The sequence below is a fragment of the Erythrobacter sp. genome (genome assembly GCF_030066995.1).
Lineage (GTDB): Bacteria > Pseudomonadota > Alphaproteobacteria > Sphingomonadales > Sphingomonadaceae > Erythrobacter.
In genome coordinates, this window is sequence record NZ_JASJAP010000002.1 from 1 (window position 1) to 15,799 (window position 15,799).

Sequence of the window (15,799 nt, forward strand, 5' to 3'; positions counted from 1 at the left end):
ATCGCGACGGTACATTCGAAGGTTTCTCCAAGAAGTACGATGTGCATCGTCTTGTTTGGTTCGAACAACATGCGACAGTGGAGCAAGCCATCTTGCGCGAGAAGCAGATCAAGAAATGGCGGCGTGCTTGGAAGGTGGATTTGATCGAAGAAGACAACGCAAGATGGCGAGATTTGGCTGAGGACTTTGGATTTGAGCCATTGTGACAGAGTGGATTCCCGCATGCGCGGGAATGACGACAATGTTAGTGCCCGCTCCCCACCCCTCTATGGACGAATTTCCTACATCTCTCACACCGCGTACACGTCTCGCATCGATGATGACGAGCTTCCCCTCTCCCCTCCTTGCAGAACCGCAACGCACTTGCGCCGGTTTCGCCTTGGCCGCGCGCCGCTCATCGCCGGGGCCGTTTTCTCCTCCAGGACAGTGTTCCATGTGTTCCAAGTGTTCTCCACGTGCGACGAACCGAGCGCCCGTTGGCCTTCTCGATTGGGCTTTGACACGCCCCCGCGCAGCGCGCATGGCGCGATCGAAGGAACACCACACAGGAGAGACCCATGGCTGACACGGAATTCGACATCATCGTCTTGGGCGCAACCGGATACACCGGGCGTCTGGTCGCGGAGTATCTCAGCAACCACTACGGCTCTGCCGGCAGCCCAAAGCAGGATGGGGCCCCGAAGTGGGCGATGGCCGGGCGCTCCCAGGAAAAGCTCGAGGAGGTGCGCGACCTGATCGGCGCGCCCGCTGACACGCCGCTGGTCGTGGCCGACGCCGACGATGTGGTCGATCTTGAGAAGATGTGCGCGCGCACCAAGGTGGTGCTGACCACAGTCGGCCCGTATCAGCTCTATGGCGACAAGCTGGTCGCAGCGTGCGTGAAGACCGGCACCGATTACGCCGATCTGTGCGGAGAGCCCGCCTGGATGGCCGACAAGATCGCGCAGCACGACGCCAAGGCCAGGGAAACCGGCGCGCGGATCTGCTTTTCCAGCGGGTTCGATTCGATCCCCTTCGATCTCGGCGTGCTGATGACGCAGAAGGAAGCGATGAAACGCTTTGGCAAGCCGGCTAAGCGCGTGCGTGGCCGCGTGCGCGGCATGCAGGGCACGTTCTCGGGCGGGACGGCGGCGAGCCTGACCGCGACCATGAAAGCCGCGGCGAAGAACCCGGCGATCTTCAAGACGCTCGCAAGTCCCTTCGCGCTTACCCCGGGCTTTACCGGCGCAAGCCAGCCGACCGGCATGGTCCCGCAATACGAAAGCGATTTGGGCAAATGGGCCGCGCCCTTCGTGATGGCGCCGATCAACACCAAGAACGTGCACCGCACCAACTTCCTGCTGGGCCATCCGTATGGTGAGGACTTCCAGTACGATGAGATGATGCTCACCAGCCCCGGCGAAGCGGGCAAGGCGGCGGCCAACGCCGCGGCGGAGATGATGAAGAACCCGTTCGGCGCGAAGCCTCCCAAGCCCGGCGAAGGGCCAAGCAAGGAGGAGCGCGAAAACGGCTTTTACGATGTCCTGTTCGTGGCCGAAAACCCCGAAGGCGGGGACGCGCTGCGCTATGGTGTGAAGGGCAAGTACGATCCTGGCTACGGCTCTACCAGCCGGATGTTGGCCGAGACGGGCATGGCGCTTCTCTCAAGCGAGGCCGAGGGCGGTGTGGGCACGCCGGGGGCGTTTCTGGGCGAGGCTCTGGTCGATCGGATGCAGGAGCACGCCGAACTGACCTTCGCGCTTGAGGAATAACGCGCATAGGTTGGCATGACCGGGAACGCGAAGGATGGTGCGGGATTGCATGAGTATGGGATTGTCAGTTTGGAGACGTCCCATCACCCTCGCCGATCTTCAGTTTCTGGTCTTCGTCCTTGTCAGCCTCTCGATGTTCAGCGTCGCCTGGCTGGTCTCGCACGCGCGCGATGTGGTGCTGGTGCTGCGGCATATCCTACCGCTCGACCCGGGCGAGGGAAAGCGGCTCACCAGCCCGCGATCGGTTTGCATCGCGCTGACCGTATTCGGGTTCACCGTGGCGGCGGAAATCTGGGTGGCGCTGCGCGCACAGACCTATCTGACCGCCTGAGGTCTAGCCGCCTTGGGTCGGATGAAGAACGAGGGGCGACCGGTCGCTCGGCCGTCCCTCGATTGCAGGTAGGAGCCGGCGCTTAGAAGCTTGTGCGCACGCTCAGGCGCAGATTGCGACCGGGCAGCGGCACGAAGTCCTTGGTGAAGCTCGAATGGCGACGCCCGGTGACGTTGAACAGGTTCTCGCCCGCGACCTGGAAGATGATGTTGCGCTCGTTATCGAACGGGCGGAAGCTGAGATAGGCGTTGACCAGCGCAAAGTCGTCGGTTGGCGTTTCGAATTCGGCGACGTCGGTCTGCTCGCCGAAATACTGGACCTCGGCCCGCAGGTCGAACTTCTCAACCTGCGCTTCGAGTGCACCGTAGAGCTCAAGCGGCGGGATCCGAGGCACGGCGGTGCCATCGCCGAATTCGGCCTCGACATAGGAGCCGCGCAGATCGGCCACGAGCGCAAATTCATCGGTGTCGATCATCGGCACGGCGACCTGGCCCTCAAGCCCGAAGAAGTCGGCATCCTGCTGCAGGAACAGGAAGACGGGCAGGTCATCTTCCTCTTCGCCGTTCGCCTGGAGATAGATGAAGTTGTCGAACCATTGCTGATAGATCGAAAAGCTGAACTGCGCCGAACCAAGCTGGCCGCGGGCGAACGCTTCGAGACCCCAGGCGCTTTCAACGTCAAGGTCGGGATCGCCGATCTCGAAGGTCTGCGTTGCGATGTGCGGGCCGTTGGCAAACAGTTCCTCGCCTGCCGGGGCACGCTCAGACCGCGAACCGGTAATGCCAAGCCGGACACCTTCCGCTCCGCCTGGGGTCACAACCAGCGAGGCGGCTCCGGAGAACAGGTCAAAGTCACGCTCCAGCGCGAGCGGCTGCGATTCCACATCGACCCGCTCGTAACGCGCAGCGCCTTCGAGCTGAACTCCGCCAAGATCGAATTCCTGTGCGGTGAAGATAGCAAATTGCGATGTTTCATTGGGCGGGACGAACGCCTCCTCACCTTCAGCGGAAAAATCGCGATAGGTGTACTGCGCACCGATCACACCGCCTCTCTGCTGCGCCAGCTCGGCGCGCAGTTCCATCGTTTCGCTATCGAACACGGTGCCGACTTCATCACCTTCAAATTCGGTGTGAGTGTAATCCGAATAACCCGCGCGCAACTTGAGCCGGGAGAAGAACCCTTCCCCAAGCGCGATGTCGGCACGCAAGTCAGCCCGGATCTGCTCCAGACCGATCGAGACGATTTCCTCTTCCTCTTCGCCCTCTTCTTCCTCTTCCTCCTCACCATGGTGGTGGCCACCCTCAGGATTGCCGACGAGGCCGTAGGAGGTGTCGTAGTAACCGACCGAGGCGCCAAACGTGCTCTCTCCCAGGATCACGCCAAAGCCGCCATTGATCGTGTAAGTCTCAGTCGAGCTGTTGGGGATGACATCCTCCTGCGCAGCCGCCTCGCGCAGTTCTTCAGCTTCCTCCAGCTCGCCTTCGGCTTCTTCTTCGTCGGCATCAGCGAGCAGGTCAGCGCGCAAGTCGGGCGAGAGTTGAAAGCCGGGGATCTCGACATCGTCGGTGGTGCGATACGAGCCATCGACATGCAACACGAAGGACTCGCTGACCGCTGCGTCGAGCGACGCCCCGCCGCTGCGCAGGCCGGTCGCGGTATCCATGCCGCTCAGTGTGTTGAGATCAAACCCGCCTTCAGGGGCCTCGGTCGGAATGCGCCGATCAATAACATTGACGACCCCGCCGATCGCCTGACTCCCGTAGAGCAACGCAGCCGGGCCACGCAGCACCTCGATACGCTCGACCGTCAAAGGATCCACCGTCGTCGCATGGTCGGCGGACGTGTTACCGACATCCGCCGTGCCGACGCCATCGATCAGCACGCGCACGCGCTCGGCATCCAAGCCGCGCAGGATCGGACGCGAAGCGCCCGGAGCAAAGCTGGTGGCGGAAACGCCCGGCAACTTGGCGAGGACTTCGCCGATCTGCCCGTTCAAGTTGCGCTGGATTTCCTCTTCGCCCAGCGCGTCCTGACCGACGATGAAGTCGAGTTCGTTGAGGGCGTCGGCGCTGACGATAATCTGATCGCCCGTGTCTTCAGCGCCCGCGCGCTTCGACTTCACTTTGGTGGGCTGAGTGGCGGCACCCTCAGCCGCGTTGTCGGCTGCATCGCCCGCTTCAGCGGTGCTGGCAAGTGCAGGGGCTCCACCCGCCGTGATGACGAGCGTAGTGGCCAGCGCGAGGCGCGAGGTGAGGAGTTTCATGTTTTTCCCGTCCGATCCTGATTGGCAAACAAATTATGTTATGTTGTATCATTGCCATAACGCCATGTTCGCGAGGCGCAAGTCGCGGAATGTCAAATCCGACGAATGCCCGAAATTCGTCGATCTTGGGTGCAATTGTGTGACGGACTTGACACTCATCGCCGTCAATCCAATCACGACAGCCCAAGCTCCGGGTTGCTTGGAATGCGTCTCTGTGGCGTTGCCAGATCGCGCTCTATCCGCGTGGTGCTTCGCCACACCCGGTCAACAATCATTCGGATCGCGCGCAAGCGCGCTGTCAGAGCTTTGGATAGCGCTGCGCAAGATTGAGTTTTGCGAACCAAATCGGGAGGTGTCTTAAGCCGCCACAACTGAGCGACCGAGAGAGCGAGCGGCGCAGCCCAGGCCGCGATACCATCCGGCCTATCAACCCTCGCCGCCCACAGCGATACAAACCCGGAAGAGGGAATAGACCCCCTTTCAAATCGCATAGTCGCACAATGCATCTTAAGGTTCACCGCCCGCATCCGGATGGGGACGCTCGGCGAGAGCTAAGCTCGTGCGGATTCACGCCACACAGATCTTGGGATTGGCTGCGGCAACCGCTTCCATGGCGGCATCGTGCGCCGCTTCGTTCATCTCCATGCCCGATTGCTTTGCCATGGCCACAAGCTGGAGCAGCCGCTGAGGGATCTGCCCAACACGCCGAAGCACAGCCTCCTCCCCCTCGCCGAGATACTCCGCAACGACATTGATGATCCCGCCAGCGTTCACGACATAGTCCGGGCAATAGAGCACGCCGCGCTCGGCAAGCAGCGCGCCCACCTCGGGATCGGCAAGCTGATTGTTGGCCGCGCCGCATACAAGGCGCGCGGAAAGTCGGGCTACGCTGAGGGTCGTTAAAACGCCACCCAGCGCGCAGGGCGCGAAGATATCCATCGGTTCACCGAGCAAATGGTCAGGCTCGACCACTTTGGCACCGAAGCGGTCGACCGCGTCAGACAGCCGATCCGGATCGACGTCGCTGACGACAAGCCTAGCGCCGGCGAGGTGCAAGCGTTCGGCGAGATCGGCGCCGACATGTCCAAGGCCCTGCACACCTACAACCACGCCTGCCAGTGATTTGCCGGTCGCGTGGCTCCAGGCCGCCTGCATGGCCATGAAAACGCCAGCCGCAGTCCAGGGCGACGGATCGCCACCGGTCGCACCGCCCTTTGAAGGAAGCCCGGCAACGTACTGCGTCTTGCCGGAAACGACTTTCATGTCAGCAATAGAAGAGCCAACATCCTCTGCAGTGACATAGGCCCCGTCGAGCCGCTCCACCGCCCGCCCGAAGGCTTTGAACAGGCGTTCCCTGTCCCAGTCCTCACCTTCCGGCAGCGCCAGCACGGCCTTGCCGCCACCGAATGGGAGACCGGCGAGCGCATTCTTGAATGACATGCCCGCGGAAAGCCGCAGCGCATCATCGAGCATTTCCCGATCACTTCGATAGCGCCAGATCCGGCATCCTCCCGCAGCGGGTCCCAGAGCGGTCGAATGGATTGCAATGAACCCGCGCAAGCCCGATTCCGGATCGCTGAGCACATGCACAGCTTCATGGGGCGGAAAACTCGGCGAAACAGCACTCATCGGAACACACTCCTCATATATCGGCTCTGCCAGCCGGGTGAGGCGTGAACATTTATGCGATGTCGCGAGGAATTGTGTTTCGGATTTTCTCCACTGCTGATAAATGTAGGATTATAATTCGCCTTTTCGGAATTTTTGAGGAATTTTTATGCCCCTCGACGTGTATGAGCGGAAGATTCTCAACGCCTTGCAGAAAGACTGCCGTATTTCGACCGCCGAGCTTGCCGACCAGGTCGGGCTTTCCCAGTCGCCTTGCTGGCGGCGCGTCGCCGGGCTTGAGCAAGCGGGCGTCATACGCAAACGCGTAGCGCTGATCGATAGACACAAGGTGGGGCTCAAGGCGCAAGTCTTCGCCCAGGTTAAACTCTCAGCGCACGGACGCGCCCATCTGAGCGAGTTCGAAGAGGCGATCGCGGAAATTCCCGAGGTGATCGAATGCTACGTGCTCATGGGCAATGTGGACTTCATGCTGCGCATAGTGACCCGTGACATCGAAGCGTATGAGCAATTGTTTTTCGAGCGCCTGTCTCGTCTGCCGGGCGTGCAGGAGGTCAATTCCGCGATCGCCTTGTCGGAGATCAAGTCGACCACCGAACTCCCGATCGACAGCGTGTGAGCTTCTTCCGTGTGGTCGATGCTTTCCCTGCATGGATTGTCCACTTAAGATGACACTGTAGTAACGCGGCTCGAGGTTCGAACCAGCCCGCAACCCATCCGTCCGATCGGACTGGAGGCAACCCTCGAATAGGTATTTTGCATGGCAGACACGCTTACCCATGACCGGCAGGACCTGGTCGCTTCGCTGGAGCAGATCGACACCCGGCTGCGCTGGCTCAGCTCGTGGATGATTCATAACGCCAACAATATCCGCGAGAAGCGTGACGGGCTCAAAGTCGGCGGCCACCAGGCCAGTTGCGCTTCGATGACCGCGATCATGGCGGCGCTGTATTTCCACGCCCTGCGCCCGCAGGACAAGGTGGCGGTAAAGCCGCACGCCGGGCCCGTGCTGCACGCAATCCACTACCTGCTCGACGAACAGACCCGCGAAAAGATGGAGCGCTTTCGCGGGCTTGGCGGCGTGCAAAGCTATCCCAGCCGCACCAAGGACACGATCCCCGTCGATTTCTCCACCGGATCGGTGGGCCTGGGTGTCGCGATCACCGCATTCACCTCGCTGGTGCAGGATTACCTGATCGCGCATGGCCAGCAGCGTGAGGAAGATGCAGGCCGCATGATCGCGCTGATGGGGGATGCCGAGCTTGATGAAGGCAATATCTACGAATGCCTGATCGAAGGTTACAAGCACGATCTCAGGAATTGCTGGTGGATCGTGGACTACAATCGGCAATCGCTTGATGCGACCACGGCGGATCGGATGTTCCGCCGCTTCGATGATATCTTCGAGACGTGTGGCTGGCGGGTGATCACGCTGAAGCATGGCAAACTCCAGCGCGAGGCGTTCATGAAGCCCGGCGGGAAAGCTTTGCAGGATTGGTTCGAGAATTGTCCTAACGCCGATTTCGCCGCGCTCACCTATCTCGGCGGCGAAGCCTGGCGTGAACGACTGATCAAGGACATCGGCACCAAGCGCGGCGTCAAGGCGCTGCTTGACGGGTATGACGACGCTGAATTGGCCCGCGTGATGACCAATCTTGGCGGGCATTGCATCGATACGCTGGTGAACGCGTTCGAGACGATGGATGACGATCGCCCGACCCTGCTGATCGCCTACACGGTCAAAGGCTATGGCCTGCCCCTCGCCGGGCACAAGGATAACCATTCGGGGATGATGAACACCAAGCAGATCGAGGGTCTGCGTGCTGAGCTAGGCCTAGCGGAAGGCGAGGAATGGGACAAATGGGGAGGGCTGGGCGATAACGCCGCGACGGAGCTGGAGGCTTTTGTCAGAAGCAGCCGGATCGCCCGAAAGGCAGGCGAACATCGCGCGCCGAACATAGCTGTGCCTGCGGCGCTGCCCGTGCCGCAAGGAAAGGACCAATCAACCCAGGCCGCCTTTGGCAAGATCCTGTTCGATCTGGCGAAGTCCGAAGAAGCCCTGGGCGATCGGATCGTCACCACTGCGCCGGACGTCACCCAGACCACAAATCTAGGGGCGTTCGTCAATCAGCGCGGGCTGTTCCGGCGCCAGGAGCTGGGCGACGTGTTTCAACAAGCGCACATTCCGTCGGTCCAGAAATGGGCTGCGCATAAGGCCGGACAGCACATCGAACTCGGGATAGCCGAGAACAACTTCTTCCTCGCGCTCGCTGCCCTCGGTCTTGCCGGGCCGCATTTTGGCGCCCGTCTGATGCCGGTCGGAACCGTCTACGATCCGTTCATCGCCCGCGGCCTCGATGCGCTGAATTACGGCTGCTACATGGATTCCCGGTTCCTGCTGGTCGGCACGCCCTCAGGCGTCACGCTGGGCGGAGAGGGCGGCGCGCACCAGTCGATCAACACGCCGCTGATCGGTATGGGGCAGCCCAACCTGGAAAGCTTTGAGCCGGCCTATGCTGACGAAGTGGCGCTGATCATGCGCTGGGCATTCGAGCATATGCAGGCGGACGACGGCAGCTCGGTTTACATGCGGCTGACCACGCGCTCGATCCCTCAGGTCGAGCGCGCCGACGACGCATGGCAGTCCGACGCGCTGGAAGGAGCCTATTGGCTGCGCGAACCCGCGGCGGGGGCAGAGGCCGCGATCGTCTATTCCGGCGCGATCGCGCCAGAAGCGTTGGCGGCATGGCAAGCCGCGCTTGAAGATATTCCCGGTCTGGGTCTGCTCGCGGTCACGTCACCCGATCGGCTGCATCGCCAATGGTCGGCTGCCCGCGCCGCGCGATGGACCGGCGAGGGTGCAAGCGAAAGCCATATCGAACGCTTGCTTAGCGCCCTTTCGCGTTCCGCCGGTCTGGTCACCGTGCTCGATGGCTCGCCCGCCGCGCTTTCGTGGCTCGGCGGCGTGCGCGGCCACCGGGTCAGTCCCCTGGGCACGGATCGCTTCGGCCAGACCGGGGACCTGCCCGATATCTATCGAACCTATCGGCTCGACCCCGAGGCGATAATCGATGCCGTGGCGGAGCTTTTTCTCTAGCGAGCGATCTTCATCAATACTTCAGGCTCAGCGCGAGGAAGTTCCATTGCAGCGCGAGAAGCAAGGCTGACACGCCGCCCAGGAGCACGACCGGCAAGAGAATCTTGCTGACCATGCCGAAGCCTTCGGTTTTCCAGCGCTTCGCCGATTGCCAGATTGCCAAGGCGCCTGCGACAAATCCGAACACAAGCAAGCCCTGACCCAGGCGCAGCATGCCATCACGCGATGGATTGAGCGTGAAGATATCCTCACCCATGCCAATGAGTTGCGACGCAATCGTTCCGACACCGGCCAAAACGAACAGCCCCATAGCGCCGGCCCCCAGCCAGGGCTTGGCCGAGCCGACGCCAGGTTTGCGAACACGGAAAAGCGCAACAACGCCCCCCAAAACCCCAATCAGCATAAGCAGCGCTGTCGCCCCAGCGATCGGGTAGAATACACTGGGCCTTTCGAAGAACGGGTAGGGCTGCTGTCCGCCAGTGGTGCGCAGGATTTTGCCGTTCTCGTCGGTGAGGAAGGTGAACATGCGATCAGGGTTTTCGGGGTCCTGATAGGTCAATGGACCAACACGTTTGAATTTCGCGCGCCCATTGACGATGATCCCACCCTCCGGATCGGCTTCAATCGTCTGGCCGGCGCGCAGGAGTTTCGACAATTTGAGAATCCCGTGCCCCGAAAAGCGCGCGCCAAAGTAGGCCCCGGCGACGCGTTGATCTTCCGCAGCATCGGCCTGTTCGGGCAGAACCTGAGCCTTGGGCAAGTCAATCAGAGCTTCAAATTGGCTCGCGACCTCAGGGCCAAGCGAGGAGTGTTCCGTGTTTTGCGAGACGATCAGCCCATAATCGCCCGCCTCGAAGTACTTGGCGAAGCTATGGAACAGCACCGTATCGCCGCCATGCGTCATATGCCGAACGCCGGGCAGATCTTCGGAGACGAACCAGGTCAGGCCAAATCCATTTCCACCGTTTCGGCCGGACGGATCGAGCGGTGAGAGCGTGATCATCTCATTGACGCTCGCCTCGCTCAAAACGCGCGCGCCATCAAGCTCTCCGCGATTGCTGATCATGGCCAGGAAACGCGCATAATCCAGGACCGTGGCAGAAATCGAACCCGCCGGCCCTGCTCCGATAAATTCGAAAGGCCCGACACTGCCGTTCGTACGATAGCCGATCACATCGCCATTCTCCGCAGCATCGGTCAGCGGCTGGCGCATCGATGTGCGCTCCATCCCGAGCGGCAGGAAAATGTTCTGCTCGACATAGTCCTCGAATGGCATTCCCGACTGCTTTTCGACGAGATACCCAGCAAGAGCGATACCGTAATTCGAATAGGCGGTGATCGTACCCGGCTCGAAAATCACGTCCGGCACGTGCTCGCGAACATAGTCTTCTAGCGGCAGGTAGTGCGCGTCATCAGCGAGGAAGAGCAGCTTGTAGACATCAGAATAGCCTGCCGTGTGGGTCAGCAAATGATGCGTCGTCACGGTCTCGTCGCTGCCCGGCGTTGCATCGAAATCGAGATAGGTGTTGATGTCGGCATCAAGGTCCAGCTTGCCCTGCTCGACCAGTTGCATGATCGCGGCTGCGACAATTGTCTTCGAGATCGAGCCAAGCCGGAACCGGGTTGTGGCCGGATCGACCGCTACGCCGTTTGCCTTGTCGGCCAGTCCCGCCCCGTATGAGGCAATGACTTCATCACCCTTGAGGATCGCTGCTGCCGCGCCCACAAGCTCGCGCTCTTCGACCTCTTCGGGTAGCACGCGCTCCAGAAAGGCCTGCGCTTCTTCAGGGGTCAGGTCGGTGCGGACGCCGCCGCCTGCGGTCTCTTCCACGACATCAGCCGTTTGGTCGAGGACGTCTGCGGATTCTTGCGCAGATGCGACAAAGGCGCTCTGCGTCAGCACCGCTCCAGCGAGCACAAGGGCGACCGCACACAGCCAACGAAGCACGCGTGTCTCTGGCCAGAGCCTGTTCAAGGCGCTCATGGTGTTCTCCCCTCCGAAACTATCAGACATATGATCAAATCCATGCGTTGCTGCCCGATGCAGCGTGGCGGTGTCAATTTCCGGTCAAGCATTCATCTGGACCGGCTTACCGGTGATCTGCGTGTAAAGTTCGGGATCGGTCGCCCCTTCTGTTCCGAACAGCAGGACGCGCGACTCCTCTGTCAGCCCCAACCTTTCACGCAGCGGCGCCTTTTGAGCGGCACAAAGCAAAGCGCAAAGGCCCGCAACCGCCGATTCCCCCGCTTCGATGTCAGCCTGCGCCAGATACCGCATGGCGAGCGGGACAGTCGCATCGGGCAAGGTGACGAAATCGGCCGCGCCGTCATGAATGATCGGCCAGGCCAGCTCCGAAACTTCACCACATGCAAGGCCGGCCATCATTGTTCCAAGGTCGCCCTTCACATCGAACGGCGAGCCCTGGATCGCGCTCTGGTAAAGGCAGTCGGCAAGCTCGGGCTCAACAATGACAAAGCGCGGTCGCTCCGTTTCGTAAACCGTCCATAGATGCGCCAGCACTGCAGCCGCCAGCCCGCCGACGCCGCCTTGAACAAAGACATGCGTCGGCACCGGCCCACTCCCTAGTTGATCGACCACTTCGCCGGTCATGACCGTGTAGCCGCGCATGACGTCGGTTGGCGGCTGAGTGTAGCCCGGGTAGGATGTATCCGAGACCACGAACCACCCGCTTGCCGCAGCATCGGCTTTGGCGCGGTGGACCGAGTCATCGTAATTGCCTTCCACAACGATCACCTTGGCCCCGAACGAACGCAGCGCCTCGCGCCGGCCTTCGCTGACACCCTCATGGACGTAGATCTGGCACGGGCATCCGCGGCGCTTTGCGCCCCAGGCGACAGAGCGCCCGTGATTGCCGTCGGTCGCGGTCGCGATGGTGATGCCGGAGCACTCGTCTGCGAAATCGCCGCTATTGAGCTGTTCTTGCGTAACCGCATCGCCAACACGTTTGGGCAGTTCGCGCAGCAGAAGCTGGTCGACCGCATACGCACCGCCAAGCGCCTTGAAGCTGCGAAGCGTGAAACGCGGTGCTTCGTCCTTGTAGAGAATGGCCTCGATCCCGATGGCTTGGGCAAGCTCCTCCAGATTGTGGAGCGGGGTCGACCGGTATCCCTCCCAGCTGGAAATATCGCGCCGGACCTGTGCGGCTATTTCCGGTGTCAGAAAACCGCGGTGGGCATCGGGATAGGGCGCGCGATCCTGGACCTGATCGTTGCGGAAATGATTGATCCGCGAGGCGCTCATCTGCGCCAGCATGTCTGCCACGGTCAGGCTCATGCTCGGTCCTCCTTGGGTCTGCGAAGCAGGTCCTGCACCAGCGCCCCGACACCATAGGTCCACGGCGAGGCTTCATCGCTGGTCGTCACTTCATTGGTGAGCGTACCCAGGCGGGGTGATGAGATCTCCACTGTGTCACCGATCTTGTGAGTAAACCCCTGTCCCGGCTCGTCGCGGTCCTGTGTTGGCGCAAACAGCGTGCCGAGAAACAGCATGAATCCATCGGGATATTGATGGTTCGCCCCGCAGGCTTGCCCGACAAGGTCAAGCGGATCGCGGCTGATCCGGCTCATGTCAGAGCGGCCGTGCATGACGAAGCCATCCTCCGCCCCGCGCACTTCGAGCGCCACCTGGGCGGCGCGAACGTCATCGATCCCGAAGGCATCGTCGAAAAGCCGAATAAATGGCCCGATCGCGCAGGAGGCGTTGTTGTCCTTCGCCTTGCCGAGCAACAGCGCGCTGCGCCCCTCGAAATCGCGCAGATTGACATCGTTGCCGAGCGTGGCTCCGACCGCCTGTCCGCGCGAATTGCACGCGAGCACCACTTCGGGTTCGGGATTGTTCCAGACCGACTTGGGGTGAATGCCGATCTGGGCACCGTGGCCAACCACTGACATCGGCTGCGCCTTGGTGAATACCTCGGCATCCGGGCCGATCCCGACTTCGAGATACTGGCTCCATAATCCGCGCTCGATCAGCGCCGCCTTGAGCGCCGCCGCCTCTTCCGAGCCGGGGCGAATGCGCGACAGGTCTGCGCCGATGCTATCGGACAGTTCGGCACGGATCGCTTGCGCGGCCGCTGGATCACCTTGCGCGCGTTCCTCAATCACCCGTTCTACCAGACTCTCGGCGAAGGTAACGCCCGCGGCCTTAATCGCCTGAAGATCACAGGGGGCCAATAGATGCGGCTTCGCGCGATCCTGGCTTGCTCCTGCGGCCAATGCCTCTTCCAGAGAGCTAACGACAGTACCCTGCGACGCAACGATGGCTTCAGCCGGATTAGCAAGATCGAGCAAAGCGCTCATGGTGATCGCTTCGCCACTCAGGTTAATCAAATCGTCGTCACGCACCGCAACAGGCACTGGACCGTGGCCGGGCACCCATACCCGCCCGACGAGATTGGCCTGTTCGACGTCTTGCGGAAGGATGGCCGCGATCTGCGTGCTCATGGTTCGATCCCGTAAAAGCGGGCGGCGGTGCCTCCCATAATCTGTTTGCGCTCTTCCTCTGACCGATCAGCCAGCAGCTCCCCCGTCGCCGCCATCCATCGATCGTAACCGCCGGCCAGATTGACCACCGGCCAGTCGCTGCCCCACATCACGCGGTCCGCGCCGAAGCAGGCGAGCACGTGGCGCGCGTACCGGGCGAGATCGTTTACCTTCCAGCTGGCGGAGGCTTCCGTCACCAACCCCGAAAGTTTGCAATACACGTTCGGCAGCTCGCCAAGCGCGGCGATGTCACGCGCCCAATCTTCCATCGCACCATTCGCAATCTCCGGCTTGGCGCAGTGATCGATTACGATCGGAAGATCGGGGTTGGCTTTGGCGACCGCCCCCAACTGAGGCAGGTGCCGGGGCAGAACCAAGGCATCGAAGGTCAGCCTATGCCCGACCAAGGCGTGCAAGGCCCCGCGAACGCTGTCGCGCAGCAACCAATCATCATCCGGGATATCCTGGACCATGGGGCGCAGGCCCAGCATCCGCCCCCGCTCTTTCAAATAAGCGATGTCATCCGATACCGTGCTTGCCTCGAAGTCGACCCACCCAACGACGCCGCTTACGAATTCGGTGTCTTGCGCAATCTGGAGCAGGCGCAGGGTCTCACCGATGGCGGGAGCTGCCTGGACGAGGATCGTGCGATCGATGGCATGCTTCGCGAGCGCCGGCGCGAGGTCGCGCGGTGCAAAATCGCGGTAGATCGGTTCAAGTGCGGGCGTAAGCCAACCGTAATCGTCGTGGTCGAGCGACCAGAAGTGCTGGTGGGAATCGATCCTCGTCATGATTGAGGCCGCACTATGCCCTTCTTGAGGATCAGGTTCGCGTAGAGCGCCGTCTCACCCGTCGCGACGATCGCGAACGCTGCGCGCGCGCGCTTGTAGAAGTTGCTTCTTTCGAGAGCGACAATCTCGCCCCGATACCTTTCGGCCGAGAGTAAGCAGCCATAACGCTCCACGATGGGCGGAACCTTTTCGGGGGCATCGACCACCTGCATCGAGAAAGCTGCGGCTGGCACAAAGTCGTCGAGCGGCATGATTGCGGCTACGGCGCGAACAATCCTCTCCGCTCCGATGCCATCGGCCCGCACAAGCCGCTGCGCATGGCTGGCGACCGGGAAGTTGGCGTCGGCGATCACGATTTCATCGCCGTGTCCCATCGATCTGAGTGCGTGCAACAGGTCTGGCCCCAGGACAGGGTCGATGCCTTTCAGCATGGCGCATCTTCCCGCAAGAGGCCTGACTGCTTCAATTCGGCCCACAGCACCGGCGGTATCGCGATCTCCGCAAGCTCGGCGTTGCGGGCAATCTCAGCCGGGGTGCGCGCCCCGATCAGCACGTTGCGAACGACGGGGTGATGAAGCGGGAATTGCAGCGCAGCGGCCGCCAGGGGAACGCCGTGGCTTTCGCAGACAGCGCTCATCGCGGCGACCCGCTGCAAGATGGGCTCGGGCGCGGGCGCATAGTTATAATACGCGCCTTTCACCGCTCCGGTCGCAAGAATGCCGCTGTTGAACACACCGCCTATGACAAGACCCACTCCGCGCTCCTGGCACCTTGGCATCAGGCGATCGAGTGGCTCCTGCTCAAGCAGGGTATAGCGGCCCGCGAGCAGAAACAGATCAGGGTCAGCCAGATCGAGCAGACGGTCGCAGGGTTCCCACTCGTTTACGCCCGCGCCGATCGCGCGCACTTCGCCTGCGCTGCGTAATTCATCGAGCGCACGCCAGCCACCGGCATCAACAAGTTCGCGAATGCGCGCTTCGCTGCCTTCGCGTGACCCATGCGTCGCCGCATCGACATCGTGCACGTAAAGGATGTCTATCCGCTGGCCGATCCGCTCGCGACTGGCTTCAAACGAGCGCATCACGCCGTCATAGGAATAGTCGAACACGACCGAAACCGGCGGCGTATCCTTGTAGATGCCGCTCTCCTCTTCGCCCCTGGCGCACGGTTCGAGCAGGCGGCCAACCTTGGTCGACACCAGCGCATTTGTGATTGCCGTGCGCGCCAAGGCCTCGCCCAAACGCCGTTCGGCAAGGCCGTGACCGTAGAGCGGAGCAACATCGCAATAGGTCTGCCCCGCTTCGAGGGCTGCCAGAACGGTTGCTACCGCCTCCTCATCGGACATAGGCGCGTGCATATTGCCGATCGGCGCTGCGCCGAAGCCAAAACGTGGCAGATTTAGCCCGCGATCGGGGCCCGAGCGGCTTTCCATCGTGG

12 protein-coding genes and 1 pseudogene are annotated in these 15,799 nt (G+C 61.7%); 5 read left to right on the plus strand and 8 right to left on the minus strand.

Annotated features, from left to right (window positions below):
• The 3 genes and pseudogenes from QNI87_RS06275 to QNI87_RS06285 form a co-directional block, all read left to right on the plus strand.
• Positions 1 to 206: pseudogene (locus tag QNI87_RS06275) on the plus strand (GIY-YIG nuclease family protein); the annotation flags it as partial.
• 351 nt (positions 207 to 557) lie between these two features.
• Positions 558 to 1,751, plus strand: a complete 1,194-nt coding sequence (locus QNI87_RS06280) for a saccharopine dehydrogenase NADP-binding domain-containing protein (protein ID WP_300595334.1) — start codon at positions 558 to 560, stop codon at positions 1,749 to 1,751.
• A gap of 49 nt (positions 1,752 to 1,800) precedes the next feature.
• Positions 1,801 to 2,082 carry a hypothetical protein gene (locus QNI87_RS06285; protein WP_300595335.1) on the plus strand — a complete coding sequence of 94 codons (282 nt, stop codon included), beginning with the start codon at positions 1,801 to 1,803 and terminating at the stop codon, positions 2,080 to 2,082.
• Positions 2,083 to 2,164: 82 nt separating this feature from the next.
• On the opposite strand, the gene QNI87_RS06290 is transcribed toward QNI87_RS06285, so the two are convergent.
• The gene (locus QNI87_RS06290) at positions 2,165 to 4,345 is read right to left on the minus strand and encodes a TonB-dependent receptor (RefSeq protein ID WP_300595336.1); all 2,181 of its coding nucleotides are present in this window, start codon (positions 4,343 to 4,345) and stop codon (positions 2,165 to 2,167) included.
• Between the two features lie 567 nt (positions 4,346 to 4,912).
• Complete coding sequence (locus QNI87_RS06295; protein WP_300595337.1) at positions 4,913 to 5,974, minus strand: Glu/Leu/Phe/Val dehydrogenase dimerization domain-containing protein; 1,062 nt, start codon at positions 5,972 to 5,974, stop codon at positions 4,913 to 4,915.
• A gap of 142 nt (positions 5,975 to 6,116) precedes the next feature.
• Between QNI87_RS06295 and QNI87_RS06300 the strand changes: the two genes are divergently transcribed.
• Together QNI87_RS06300 and QNI87_RS06305 are read left to right on the plus strand one after the other, a co-directional pair.
• On the plus strand, positions 6,117 to 6,590 hold the full coding sequence (locus QNI87_RS06300; protein ID WP_366146173.1) for an Lrp/AsnC family transcriptional regulator: 474 nt from the start codon (positions 6,117 to 6,119) through the stop codon (positions 6,588 to 6,590).
• A gap of 141 nt (positions 6,591 to 6,731) precedes the next feature.
• Positions 6,732 to 9,068, plus strand: a complete 2,337-nt coding sequence (locus QNI87_RS06305) for a transketolase (RefSeq protein ID WP_300595339.1) — start codon at positions 6,732 to 6,734, stop codon at positions 9,066 to 9,068.
• Between the two features lie 13 nt (positions 9,069 to 9,081).
• On the opposite strand, the gene QNI87_RS06310 is transcribed toward QNI87_RS06305, so the two are convergent.
• The 6 genes from QNI87_RS06310 to QNI87_RS06335 form a co-directional block, all read right to left on the minus strand.
• The gene (locus QNI87_RS06310; protein ID WP_300595340.1) at positions 9,082 to 11,052 is read right to left on the minus strand and encodes a serine hydrolase domain-containing protein; all 1,971 of its coding nucleotides are present in this window, start codon (positions 11,050 to 11,052) and stop codon (positions 9,082 to 9,084) included.
• 84 nt (positions 11,053 to 11,136) lie between these two features.
• The gene (locus tag QNI87_RS06315) at positions 11,137 to 12,363 is read right to left on the minus strand and encodes a diaminopropionate ammonia-lyase (protein ID WP_300595341.1); all 1,227 of its coding nucleotides are present in this window, start codon (positions 12,361 to 12,363) and stop codon (positions 11,137 to 11,139) included.
• Positions 12,360 to 13,532: a fumarylacetoacetate hydrolase family protein gene (locus QNI87_RS06320; RefSeq protein WP_300595342.1), complete on the minus strand. Its 1,173-nt coding sequence runs from the start codon at positions 13,530 to 13,532 to the stop codon at positions 12,360 to 12,362. The genes QNI87_RS06315 and QNI87_RS06320 overlap by 4 nt, the downstream gene beginning before the upstream one ends.
• Positions 13,529 to 14,362 (minus strand): amidohydrolase family protein, encoded by an 834-nt coding sequence (locus QNI87_RS06325; protein WP_300595343.1) that lies wholly within the window; start codon positions 14,360 to 14,362, stop codon positions 13,529 to 13,531. The genes QNI87_RS06320 and QNI87_RS06325 overlap by 4 nt, the downstream gene beginning before the upstream one ends.
• Positions 14,359 to 14,793: an RbsD/FucU domain-containing protein gene (locus tag QNI87_RS06330; protein ID WP_300595344.1), complete on the minus strand. Its 435-nt coding sequence runs from the start codon at positions 14,791 to 14,793 to the stop codon at positions 14,359 to 14,361. The genes QNI87_RS06325 and QNI87_RS06330 overlap by 4 nt, the downstream gene beginning before the upstream one ends.
• Positions 14,787 to 15,794: an aldo/keto reductase gene (locus QNI87_RS06335; protein WP_300595345.1), complete on the minus strand. Its 1,008-nt coding sequence runs from the start codon at positions 15,792 to 15,794 to the stop codon at positions 14,787 to 14,789. Before QNI87_RS06335 ends, QNI87_RS06330 begins: the two co-directional genes overlap by 7 nt.
• Between the last annotated feature and the right edge of the window lie 5 nt (positions 15,795 to 15,799).